Raw genomic sequence first — 13,107 nt, forward strand, 5'->3', positions numbered from 1 at the left:
AAGTCAATCGAGGGTTTCTTTTCTGAATCAATAGAGACGAATTAAAACGAATAATTGGTACTAAAATAAATTCCGTCATCTTGAATATCGTCACCGCGATCGTCTAAATCGACTAAGGGTAAGCCATAATCAACTCGCACTTCGAGATTAGAAATCGGTTGCCACAAGACACCACTGCCGATACCAATAATAAAGGTTTGATCGGGTAGAGAATTCGGGTTATCGTCAGAATTCCAAACGGATCCCATTTCTACAAACGGAGAAACCTGCAAGGTGGGATTTCCTGCTTCATCTCGTTCTAAAGTGATGCGATCTTCCACTGAGAGTCGAAATCCATTGTCGCCTCCCCGCACATTTTGACGAAAACCGCGCACGGATTGACCGCCACCAATAATGAATTGTTCGGAGGGAAGCAGGCTATCTGGCGTTAATTGCAAGTCTGCTTGCACCACTAAAAAATTGTTGGGACTCAACACTTGTACGCGCTGGGCTTGCAGTAACCAACTCACAAATTGGCTATCTGGGGTTGATCCTTCATTATTGGTTGCATCAAATATATCCAGACCAATATTAAACTGTGAACGAATTGCCCATGCGCCCGAGGCTTGACGACGAACATAGTCTTGACCGAGTTTAAGTACACTAGTCCGACTCGTCCCCTCTTGAGGACCATCTTGAAAGGAGAAAGGAACACCCGCAACAAAACTTTGCCCATCGCGAAAGGCAAATCCTGCAGACAGCGCAAATTCTTCCTGAAAGGTTCGATAAAGAGGCTGCCGATAACTCAGTTCGTAACGCTCAGAATCCCCTTCAATATCTAACTCGTCAAACGGATCTTCAGTAATTTCGTTATCATTCAGGACTGCCCGTAATTGGATTGTGCCATTTTTAGCATTAACTGGAATTCGATAGAGAAAATCGGCGGTTTGCGACCCCCCGTTAAATGTTTGATAATATTCAGCGCTGATTGTGTCTCCGACTCCAGTTAAATTGGCAAAACTGAGCTTTGCGCCAATGCGTTCCCCGCCCACACTGGGAGGAGAATAGTTATCAATATAAGCATTACCGAAAAAGGGCTCGGTTTCTGTGACTTTAATTGCTAGAATGCTTTCACCCACTACGCCTTCTTCTTTTGGTTTCAGGGTTGCTTCGACATTATCAATTAAGGGATTGGCTTCTAACAGACGCAGTTGATCTTCTAATTTATTTACATTTAACGGTTGATCGGTTCCCAGTTCAACACGAGACCTCACATAACTCGGATTTAAGCGATCTGTTTCTTCCACTTCAACAGTGACTGAACCCTCAATAATTTCAATAACCAGATTGCCATTGCCTTCGGCAAGGGATTGACGGTTTAACTGAGCATAAGAGGTAATATAGCCTTGGCTGACATAAAGACCTGTAATTTCATTAACTGCCCTAACAATCTCTGCTAGAGGAACGGTTGTGCCTTCTAGGTCTTGAACAATCGCTTCTAGCTGTGCTTGGTCAAAGACTCGACTGGATTCAACTTCGATTGTATTGACAGTAATCGGTTGCTTGGGGTCAAGGTTTAAATTCTCAGGAGAAATCGGACGAACACTGGGTTCTGAAATCTCGGAGGGGTCAACTGTTTCTGGAGGCTGATCTTCTGAATCAGATGGAATAAATCGATCGCGATTGGGATTCGGATCGGATGATTGGGTTAAGAGAATTGAATCCCGATTACTATTATCGAAACCCGTCAATTCAGGAGCAGCGATCGCGCTACCCACACTATTCACAATCACCAAATAAAGACCACTAGAAAGGACACTCTTCAAACACCACTGCATAAGCTAATTACCTTTGTGAAAGAATAAAATTGAAAAATGGAAATCGAAATAGATACACCAGCAGGATAAAGCCTTTTACCAAGGACTACCCACAATTGTGAACCCTGACCAAAAATAGGGATGACTCAGATCTATCTGGACTGGGGCGGATTCAGGAGGCAAGTTAATCATCTCAGTTTCTGTAATAATTTGCTGACCTTCAATGCGAATCCGTCCCTCAATCATCTGCACTTGTGTTTGACGAACAGCTTCCGCTTTAATCGCGACATTTTCATCATCCAACTGGTCATAAAACTGAGTCATAAAAGCAAGGGTTCCAGCATCATCAATTTGCCAGAGAGACCCAAGAACCGACTTCACCCCTGCTCGATACGCTAGCCCCGCAAAGCCCAACTCAGAATTTTGATCCCCAAACACTGTCCGACAAGCACTTAAAGTTAATAACTCAACATCTTTCAAGTTCAGTTGATTAATCTGATCTAACTTAAGAACATCATCGTAGAAGCGAATATAACTTGAACCTGGACTAAATTCTGTAAAGTTGGCGTGAGTTGCGAGATGGATAATTCCGTAAGGATTGCGCCGACGAACCGCATTAAATTGATTGATACTAAACTGATCCCCCTCAAACTTCACACCACCCCAATCGTCAACTACTTCCTCTAATTCAATGGGAACTGCCGGTAACTCATTTTCAAGGATAGCTCCTTCAATTTCTGGAAATTCAGACGTTCCCATCGCCAGCAGTTCAGCTTGTTGGACTTTCTTATATTGTCCATTAATCATGCTGAGTGCAGGGGCTAAGCCAACACTGTACCCTTTTTGCACCAGATATTGTTCCCCATCATGGAGAGTTGCTAAGGGAATCAGTCGAAACTCGCTGGGTAAGACAAAAACCAGATTTTCAATCTCTTGTGCTTCTAACTGATTTTCAACGGGTTTAATCATCCAGTTGTAGAGGATTTGTGCTGGCTCAAGGTGAGTCTTGTTCCGCATTTTCTGTAAGCGTACTATTCCAGGATATTGATTGAGAAGGACTTCTTCTCGCAGTTTCAAGCCGACTTCCTTAAATGCTTCACGCTTAATATTGGGCACAATGGTACGAGTCACCTCGTTATCTGCCGTCACAATAACAATTTCCATTTGATCCGTTGATTGTGGCGCAGAAACTACAGAAGGTGAAGCCTTGATGCCAGGATAGTAGTTGGCATAAGGAGTTAAGCTCTCAGCTTCTAACTCCTCAAATAATGAACTCGCTTCTTCTTCTGGAACAGTATTGGTTTGGCTATTGGCTGCTAACTCTGCTGCTAGACTGCCAGAGGGTTCGCTTTCAAGAGTTTCCCCATTCCCAATCGGTTCGACAACAGAGGTAAAACGCACATAAATAACCGCTGCTTTGACCCCACTTTCTTTTTCGATATTGCTAAGAATTGTCCGACTTGCTGTTAAGCTCACTGGTGTCAGTTGAGTTGGATCTGAGTTAACAGCCGTCTCACCGTCGATATTACTTTTTGGATTTGTTTCTGGATTTGTTATATCTGGATTTGTTATATCTGGGTCGGACTCTCTGGTTGAAATGAGACCAATATTACCCTCAAGCTCGGTGAAAGGGAAAACCCCTTCTTCAATCGTAAAATCAAGGTTGGTAATGTCCCCAACAGTTCCATTGTTCAAATCAGGTTCACCAACAATAAAGGGGTTATTGGTATCTCCACCATGATTAATCGTAACGCTACCGCCTCCAACGCTGGAAATACTAACATTGCCATCAATCGTTTCTGTAACGCGGAAGAATCGCTCAGTGATGACGGTTACATCTCCTCCTTCAGTATCGATGTAAGTGACTTCAATATCATTATTATCTTCTGGGTTGCGAGGGGTTTCTTGGCGAGCATCAGAAATAGTCTCAGTATTGGCAAGCCTGACATTGCCCCCATTAGTTACAATTGCTCCTGTAAGAATTTCTGTATCTGCATTTAAGCTAACATCACCGCCATTGGTTTCAATCTTCTCAGTAATGAGACTTTGTTCAGCATCAATTCTTAACCCGATACCCTCATCGTTAGTATCAATATCAGCATCGAAAGTAATATTGCTGCCCTTGATTGAGGTATTTTCCCCTAACGTCACTGGGTCATTATAAGTTTGGTTATTAATTGTGTTGACTTCTCGCCCATTAAGATTCGTTTCACCATTAGCATCTGTTACTAACTGATCCAGTGGTGTCTTACTGCCAACTCGGTCTCCAAATGTAGTTGTTCCCGAGCTTTCAACGGTTAAGTCTTGCTGGGTATTTTCATTGCTATCAACTGTGTCATTCAAGGTAATATTGTTACCATTGAGTGTGGTATCAGCCCCTAATATCACTGGATCATTATAGATCTGGTTGTTAGTTGTGTTGACCTCTCCCCCATTGAGATTGGTTTGACCATCAGCATTGGTTTCTAAGTTGTTCAGTGGTATTTCACCACCAACACTTTCTTCAAATGTGGTTGAGCCGTTATCAGTTGTATCGAGAGTTAAACTTCGAGGAGATTCAAGGCTATCACTATCAACGGTTTCCTTAAAAGTAATTCCGTCACCAGTTAAGGTCTGATCATCAGAGAGGACAATCGCATCATTGATGGTAATTGCACCAGAGGAGGTCGAAATATCAGCACTGAGTTCAATGATACCCTCTTCATCAAGAGCATTGAGCGTAATTTCATTCTCTCCCTCAATCGTGCCATTAATCGCGCCATTTGCTGTTTGTAGAGTTAAAGGAGCATCAAATAAAGCACTAATTACCTCGATACTGTCGCTATTATTTGTTCCTCCCCGTGCTTCCAATCTTACTTCACCTTCTGAAGAGATCAGTTGAGACTCTTGGAAAATGAAAATCCCGTCGTTGCCGTTTCCAGTCGCCTCTAAACCACCTTTTCCAATGCCTTGAATATCACCAGTTTCTGTTTGAATAGTAGCGTTATCAAGAAAAATACCAATATTATTATTGATTCCATTACCACCCGTACCCTCTAAAATAACGTTACCTATTCCAGAAGCAGTAATCTGGGACTCCCCTTGAATATTAAGCCCACGATTATCAGAGCTAGTTGCACTAAGACTTCCTTGTCCAAGGAGTTCAATATCACCATTTTCGGTTGTAATTTCAGAGGCATTACCTAAAAAGAGACCTGTATTACCATCACTACCATTGCCACCGGTTCCTTCGATAATAATCGTCCCATCATCTATACTGGAGATAACCGAGCCTTCTTCAATATTGACCCCACGAAGATTAGAACCGATACCCTCTCCACCACGACCCATAACGGTGAGATTACCCCCCTCTGCTAAGATTTGAGCGGGATTTTCTGGGTCTCCATTTTGAATATCAACACCAATCGGCGAACTCTCTTGATTATCAGCACCTGCAAACCCTGTTCCTCTGATCGTGATATCGCCACCGCCAGACTTGAGTGTTCCTTGCATTTGAACGCCATTAATTAACTCTTCACTCCCTACCGCAGGCGTTTCACGAGGAGTGGTTCCTCCGCCTAAGACAATTTCACCGCCATTAGAGTTAATCTGAGAACCAGGATTAATAACAATACCACCGCTATTATTCCCATCGCGATCAGAATTCAGAATCACATTGAAAGGAGAAGACTGTGATTCGATAGCATCACCAAAGACAGAAATGTTGCGATTTGCTTGTACCTCTAAGGTTGTTTCATTATCGGCTTGGCTGATGATATTTGCCCCAATCAAGACATTTTCTTGGCTGTTGAGGGTCAGATCTCCATCAATAATCACTTCAGTATTGATGAAGAGATTGCTATCAGCCAAGAGATTGGCTTGACCAGAAGTTGCGTTTAGCTCACCTGGGACAATAGCACTTTCGTCTTGTGGAATAACTACACCAGATTCAGTTTCGACAGAGCCATCATTGATATTGAGACCAGTTTCAATTCCTTCTCCAACAGTCAGTAATTGAGGCAAGTCTAAAGGTTGTATGGCAATAGGTTCACCGTTTCCTCCTTGGGGAATCGGTACTTCTAAACTGAGAATCCGCCCTTCTTGCGTAATTCTGACGCGACTTTCTCCGGGCACAACTGCAATCGAAATATTTCCTCCTGGTGCAGTCAAAGACCCCGTATTAACAACACTTCCTCCGGTTAAAGACAGGGTTTCTCCTTCTATCACTGCTAGATCACCAGCATTAATAATCGGACTGGCTAGATCCTGCTCAAACCGAAATGCTGTCGGGTTTCCAATCAAAGCACTGTACTCATTCGCACCAACTGCGCCAAATATCCCATTTTCAAATTCAATTCCTGTTGCCGTTGTTGCTGCAAAACTCCCAGTCAAATCGAGTTGAGCGTTGGGTCCAAAGATAATTCCTGCAGGATTCATGAGGAATAAATTGGAATTTCCTCCAGAAACCCGCAATAAGCCATTAATAATTGAGGGGTCTCCGCTAGTGACTCGGGAGAGAATATTGGCAATAGCTGGATCAGAAAGAAAATTGGCAATTTCAGACGCATCGAGTCCAAATTGTTCAAAACTATGAAATAAATTTTCACCAGAGACTGTTCCGCCATCAATATTAATCTGCTGTCGTCCATCTGGTGTTGCGATGGGATCTTGTATTTCTGTACCTGTACCATCCTCAGCAGGAATAATCCTCTGTGCTTTAGCATCTTTTGTGGAGACAATGCCAAAAAAGGGGGCAATGATCAACAGCAGTAAGCTGAGACTCGTTTGACGTAACACCAAATCTATTTTAGATGGGAAAGCACGCATAAATTTAAAACCTCACACAACAATCGCACTGGAGAAATTCAGTCAGAGTGATCACACAACGGTAAAAATCATTATATGATTGTGACTGATAACCCCGCAAGTTTGAGTAGATACCCTAGTTTGACCCCCCATGAAATTTTACGGTGATTCCTGTAAAAAAAATTTACAGAAGCTGGAGGGGGATTTTGTCTCCCCATCTCCCCACCTGAAGGTGATTTCAGGAGAATGAAACGACCCTGCCGTTAACCTCTGGTATAACGGGGGTCTTCTCGTTGCATTAAGATAAGATCAAGGATTAGTTTCAGTTTCTACTTTTTGGTTTAAGGCTTTTCGTGCAATTTTCGTAATATAAAAAGTCACGCCAACAATGGTAATCAAGACTAAAATCCGAATTGCCCATTCTACTGCTGAAGGAGTTTCGACATTTTCTGATGCTAACGTTGCCAAATTCTTCGCTAACGAACCCACATAAACATACATAATTGTTCCGGGCAAAATTCCCAACGTTCCAATCACATAATCTCTCAAGGTTACTTTCGTTAAGCCATAGGCATAGTTGAGTAAATTAAATGGAAAAATAGGAGATAAGCGTGTTAAAAGAACAATTTTCATTCCTTCTTCTGCAACCGCTTGGTCAATGGCTTTGAATTTAGGATTCCCTTCAATTCGTTTTTCAACCCAGCCCCTTGCCAGATATCTTCCCACTAAAAAGGCTAACGTTGCACCAATGGTCGCCCCAATAAAAACGAAAATTGATCCTTGAACAACACCAAAAACGACTCCAGCCCCAAGGGTTAAAATTGAAGCTGGGAAAAACAAAACCGCAGCAACAACATAAATGGCAATAAAGACAATAGCAGCAGCAGGACCAAGGCGATTAATCCACTCTAAAGCACTGGTTAAAATGTCTTGGAAATTAATAAAGCGAGTGGAAGCAACTAAAGCAGCAATAATCACAGCAATTCCTATATATTTCAGTTTTGAGTTCATGGTAACTCCCTAGATTAGACACATTAAGCTAGTAACGCGCCCCCACAACTCGAACCGCTTCCTGCTGTGCAACCATAACAGTAAGGGCGAGTTTGAATGGTTTTAATAATATCGAGATCATTCAAGTCCAATAGTGTTTTAAGGGTTATATTTTCCCCAGTTACTGTTTTGGCAGGAACATTTTCCATCTGGTTAAAATCGCAATCATAAATCTTTCCCAGATAATCGACAGATAGTTCATTCCGACACATGACACTCGGAACAGTTTCAGGATTATAGTTGTCTTCTAAAAATTTGAGATAAGATTGATGTAATTGATAACGGTGCAAAAAGTCTTTAATGCGTCCAATCGGGAGATTGGTAATCGTAAATAAGTTATTAAATTGAATCCCGAAATGCTCGTATAAATAATGCTTGTAATCTTGTTCTAGTTTCTCTTGTTGTGGAGGTAAACTAAATTGTTTTTCGCTAATCGGCACAGGAGGATTATAAACTAAATCAAGGATTAAATTAGGATCTTGACCGTAACCGAGTTGATTGAGCCATTGCAATGCTTTAACGGAATTATTATAAACCCCAGCCCCCCGTTGTTGATCGACATTATCTTCTAAATAACAGGGCAAAGAGGCAACAATTCGAGTTTGATAATTGGCGCAATATTTCGGAATGTCTTCATAGCCTTGTTCAAAATAAATGGTTAGATTAGAACGCACAATCACTTCTTTATTTTGTGCTCTTGCTGCTTCGACAAGGGGACGAAAACCATAGTTCATTTCTGGTGCGCCACCCGTCAAATCAACAGTTTCAATTTGAGGAAAGCGATTGATTATTTCGATGATTTGATCACAGACTTCTGGGGAGAGTTCTTCAGTTCGTTTCGGACTAGCTTCCACATGACAATGTGTACAAGCTAAGTTACATTTTCGTCCTAAATTGATTTGTAAAACCTGAATTTTATTTTTAGTAAGAGGGCTCTCAATTTTTTCTGCAAAGGGGGTAATAAGATTATTATTTTTGAGATTAGCTGTGACCAATTTTATCTCCTTATATTTAATCAGTATATAGCGTTTCCTAGTTGGTTGAGGACAGTGACCAGTGACCAAAGAACGAAGAACGAAGAACTAATGACAATTATATTAAATCGGGAGGAGATGAGTTTTTCCTGAGATATGAGTTAGACTTGACTAATGGCTGATATTCTTGGCAAGTGCAACGCAGGTGCTAAAATCTGCATCTGTTTTTAGAGCTTGCTGATTGATATGAGTGGCACAGGCGCGATAGCCTTGCTGTTGTAGGGTTGCAATAAGCCGATCGCGCGGAGGCAAATCTAATTGTCCCACTTGCCCAATCTTTTGGAGGGAATAAAAGTAGGGGACGACATCTGCTTCCTGTTGCATGATTTCGAGTAAACTCACCCGTTGCGTCCATCTCCAAGCATCCGCAAGCGAGATCATTGATTTTAGAGTAGCGCGATCGTGGAGTGCGCCCAACCATAGAGGGCCACTAACGACTAATCGTTGGCTATCTTGGGGACACAAGGCTTTCCCTAACTGTCGCCAGCGCACAGTTTGATAATGTCCACAGTGATGACAATAGCCCAGCCAACCATAATTTTCTGTCGTGAGTTGAGGTTTTGACACAAACCGCATCATCACCCGATAGGTTTCTCCAGTAAAGTAAGCAAAAACAGGCTTGACCCCTCGCCCTTGACTCGCTGCTTGCTGCTGAAGACGACCCATAATCATCCGTAACCCTTGTTCATGGGCAGCAGGATGAGATCGAGCATAAGCCCCATAATACTTTAAACTGTTTTCTGGAGCATTACCTGTCACCGAGCGTCCGTCGGTACTAGTGAGATAGACCAAGCCTCCCAGCTTAGTTCCCCACAAGATTGTAGAAAGATAGGGAGTCAACGCACCAAAGGCATCAAGATCAATGAGATCATAAAAATCAGAACGGTAATAGCAATCAAAGAAGATCCGATTCGCATCCGTATGGGTAATTTGATATTGTGAGGGCTTAAGGTACTGCTCTAAATTTGCCTTGAGAATCGGCGCAACCTCATGGTTGGCTTCATTTGCCCAAACCCAGTCTGAACCTGCTTCTAAGAGGTAACGTAAGGCTCTGATGCCACATCCTGACATGGCATCCAACACCCGCAAGCGACCCGTTTGTTGTCGTTGAACCGTTGCAGCGAGAACGCCTAAATCTCTGACCACTACAGTGGCGGGACGATAAAAGGTATTACCGATCTTAAAGGTTATATTTCTTTCTTGAAACAACACATCAAATGGCTGATTTAAAACTATTCCCGACGAGACAGAGAATTATGATGGAATACATCAGACACAGACAGACTCAGGGTTCTTAAACCTGCTGGAATCGGTAGGGAATCATCGTTTTCTTTGAGATCGGGTTGTTCCTCTTTCGGAAAGGTCATGACTTTTTGTTCGTGAACATCAACCAACCATCCCATTTGTGATCCTCTTTTTAAGCAGAGTAAAATATTATTCATGATGCGGGTTGAATTGTCTTCGGGTGAGGCAAATTCAATAATCCAATTGGGAATTAAAGCACGGTTTCGCACCAAGTTCCCCTTCTCATCAACTGGCAAATTATTCCAATTAAACACACTAATATCTGGAACAATGGAATAATTTTCAAACGTACAGCGTAAATCCGTAAAAGCAACTGCTGTTTTTTGTCGCTTTCCCGTTTGATTAATCTGATCCAACAGACGATTTAAAACCCTTTCTTGTTTTCCTTTCAGGCGAGGCTTTTGGTAAAGTTTTCCCGCAATATATTCCCGTGCGGGTTGAATTTCTGGATAGTTTAAAAAGTCTTGTAACGACAAATGAGAAGGGCTTTGAATGGGAGGCATAAAGAATGACCAGAGGAAACGAGAGTCGGTGCGGATTTATTCTATCAGACTTCGTCAGTCATCCGTACTCTGCTGTGAGATGACGAAGCCTGCGGATGACCGTTGGTCAGTAGAGGCAACCAATCTTGTCGCCACTATTATTAAAATGGAAATAACATTTCTCACACCTCATTTATCCAGACTAACAACAAATATGGCGCGAAAAACACGCAGAAGCACAACAACCTCCAGTCGCTACTATGACGAGTCTCCTCGCAGTTCAGGGTCTTCTCAATCGCCCTTCAATGCGACTTATTGGGCAATTATTGGCGCAGTATTGATTATTGGCATTGGTTTGGGGATGACCTTCAGTTCTGCAACCAATCTCAATACTGAAAACGTTACTTCTACCGTCGCTATTGATCGCAGTGTTCCTAACCCTGAGTTTTGTGCACAATATGGCGCAAGTGCGGTGGTGACTGATATGCGCGTCTATATGAGTTTAAGTCCCTTTAGTGTCTATGTAACGCAGCCGAAAATGGTTCCTGGTTGTGTGATGCGTCGAACCAACTGGTCAATTTTAGAAGATCAAAATTTAGTCAGCAGAGAACAAGTCCGAGACTGTAAAAATCGGATGAATACCTTTGCCTTTACGGGGAAACTAGAGGATTCCCCTGAAGTTAATTGTGTTTATCAGAATGATTCGGCTGGTAAGTTCTTCCGTAATAATGGCAATGGTGGCTTTGTACCCAGTCCAGAACGAGATGACTTCTAAAATTGACGCTCCAACGGCAAGTACGTTGGATTCTTAATTCATCGAGACAGCTTACAATTTCCACCAAACGAGTCCTTTCAGTCTCAGAGGGCGATCTCTCAAAAAGCCTAAATTATCTCCTGTTTTTACATCCGTTCTAAAACCTCAATTCCCAGTAAGGATAAGCCGAGTTTGAGAGTACGGGCGGTTAAGTCCGCTAGCATTAAACGAGAAGTACGTTTCGGTTCTTCGGCTTGTAGAACGGGACAGCGATCATAGAATTGATTGAATTTTTGGGAGAGTTCAAAGAGATATTGACACAAGCGGTTGGGAAGCAAGTCTTTTTCCACTTCTTTGAGAATATCGCTAAGTTGCAGGATATGTTTGGCTAAAACAAATTCGCTGTCATCTTCTAAGGAAAGGCTTTGATTCGCGAGGGTGGTGAAATCAATATTCCCTTTACGGCTAATTCCTTGCACACGCACATAAGCATAAAGCAGATAAGGGGCGGTATTTCCTTGGAGGGCTAACATTTTGTCATAACTGAACACATAGTTGCTGGTGCGGTTACGACTGAGATCAGCATATTTAACGGCGCTGATGCCAACAACACGGGCGGTTTTTTGAATGAATTCTTCGCTTTCACTCCGCCCTTCTTGGGCAAAGCGTTTTTCTAAATCTTGGCGCGATCGCGCGATCGCTTCATCCAATAAATCTCGCAACCGTACCGTTTCCCCTGATCGCGTTTTCAGTTTTTTCCCATCTTCCCCCTGTACTAAGCCAAAGGGAACATGAACCAATTCCACAGTTTCGGGAACCCAGCCCGCCCGTTTTGCCACTTGAAACACCTGTGCGAAGTGATTAGACTGCCCAGCATCCGTCACATAAATAATGCGTTGCGCCCCATCTTCCCGAATGCGATAGCGAATGGCAGCTAAATCAGTTGTCGCGTAGTTATAACCGCCGTCACTTTTCTGGACAATCAAGGGTAAACGTTCTCCCGATTTGTTACTAAAGCCCTCTAGAAAGACACATTTTGCGGATTGGTCTTCTTCTAATAACCCCGTTTTTTCCAATTCTTGCACCACATCGGATAAAAAGGGATTATAAAACGACTCACCGCGTTCGGTTAATTCGACATCCAACAAATCATAAATGACCTGAAATTCTCGTCTTGATTGTTCACAAAGCAATTTCCATGCTTGAACGCTGGTTTCTTCTCCTCGTTGCAGTTTCACCACTTCTTCCCGCGCTGTTTTCTGGAACTGTTCATCCTCATCAAACCGCTTTTTGGCATCTCGATACAGAGACACTAAGTCTCCGATTGCTAGCACATCTGCTTTCGTCAAGGCTTCGGGATAGGCTTCTCGTAAATATGCAATCAACATTCCAAACTGCGTTCCCCAGTCACCAACATGATTGAGGCGTAAAACATCATGACCGCGAAACTCTAAAATCCGAGCGATACAATCTCCGATAATAGTAGAACGCAAATGTCCCACGTGCATTTCTTTGGCGATATTGGGACTGGAAAAATCAACAATGACCCGTTGGGGGGTTTCTGCTTTTTCCGCACCGAGTTGGCTATCTTGCGCGATCGTTTGCAGAAGATTCTGTAAGGCGGTGGGTTTGAGTCTTAAATTAATAAAACCGGGTCCGGCAATTTCGGGGGGGTCGCATAATTCAGAAATATCGAGATGATCAATAATTTGCTGGGCGGTATCTCTCGGCTTTTGTTTTAATTGTTTCGCCAGAGAAAGAGCAACATTCGATTGATAATCGCCAAATTCTGGTTTTGCTGCGGGAACGACTAACGGATCAGTCTCAGCGTAGTCTTCACCAAAGGCGTTAACAAGGGCTTGAGAAAAAGATTGTCGCAGTTGTTCAAGTAAAGAATACAT

General features: G+C 42.7%; 8 protein-coding genes. 1 reads left to right on the forward strand and 7 read right to left on the reverse strand.

Going from position 1 to position 13,107, the window contains the following annotated elements:
• Positions 1–41 precede the first annotated feature (41 nt).
• From PCC7418_RS16960 to PCC7418_RS16985, 6 genes are all read right to left on the reverse strand, one after another.
• The gene (locus PCC7418_RS16960) at positions 42–1,817 is read right to left on the reverse strand and encodes a ShlB/FhaC/HecB family hemolysin secretion/activation protein (RefSeq protein WP_015227416.1); all 1,776 of its coding nucleotides are present in this window, start codon (positions 1,815–1,817) and stop codon (positions 42–44) included.
• Between the two features lie 75 nt (positions 1,818–1,892).
• A complete protein-coding gene (locus tag PCC7418_RS16965) occupies positions 1,893–6,602 on the reverse strand; it encodes a CHAT domain-containing protein (RefSeq protein ID WP_015227417.1) in 4,710 nt (1,569 codons plus the stop codon).
• A 288-nt stretch (positions 6,603–6,890) separates the two neighbouring features.
• Positions 6,891–7,592, reverse strand: coding sequence for a TVP38/TMEM64 family protein (locus PCC7418_RS16970; RefSeq protein ID WP_015227418.1), 702 nt, complete (start codon positions 7,590–7,592; stop codon positions 6,891–6,893).
• Positions 7,593–7,615: 23 nt separating this feature from the next.
• The gene (gene arsS, locus PCC7418_RS16975; RefSeq protein WP_015227419.1) at positions 7,616–8,626 is read right to left on the reverse strand and encodes an arsenosugar biosynthesis radical SAM (seleno)protein ArsS; all 1,011 of its coding nucleotides are present in this window, start codon (positions 8,624–8,626) and stop codon (positions 7,616–7,618) included.
• 150 nt (positions 8,627–8,776) lie between these two features.
• The gene (locus PCC7418_RS16980; protein WP_015227420.1) at positions 8,777–9,877 is read right to left on the reverse strand and encodes a N(2),N(2)-dimethylguanosine tRNA methyltransferase; all 1,101 of its coding nucleotides are present in this window, start codon (positions 9,875–9,877) and stop codon (positions 8,777–8,779) included.
• Between the two features lie 20 nt (positions 9,878–9,897).
• On the reverse strand, positions 9,898–10,473 hold the full coding sequence (locus PCC7418_RS16985) for a Uma2 family endonuclease (protein ID WP_015227421.1): 576 nt from the start codon (positions 10,471–10,473) through the stop codon (positions 9,898–9,900).
• A 193-nt stretch (positions 10,474–10,666) separates the two neighbouring features.
• Between PCC7418_RS16985 and PCC7418_RS16990 the strand changes: the two genes are divergently transcribed.
• Positions 10,667–11,227: a DUF3172 domain-containing protein gene (locus PCC7418_RS16990; RefSeq protein WP_041596310.1), complete on the forward strand. Its 561-nt coding sequence runs from the start codon at positions 10,667–10,669 to the stop codon at positions 11,225–11,227.
• Positions 11,228–11,352: 125 nt separating this feature from the next.
• Here PCC7418_RS16990 and argS read toward each other — a convergent pair whose 3' ends face one another.
• Positions 11,353–13,107, reverse strand: coding sequence for an arginine--tRNA ligase (gene argS / locus PCC7418_RS16995; RefSeq protein WP_015227423.1), 1,755 nt, complete (start codon positions 13,105–13,107; stop codon positions 11,353–11,355).

It is taken from the genome of Halothece sp. PCC 7418, assembly GCF_000317635.1.
In the GTDB taxonomy this organism is placed as follows: Bacteria; Cyanobacteriota; Cyanobacteriia; order Cyanobacteriales; family Rubidibacteraceae; genus Halothece.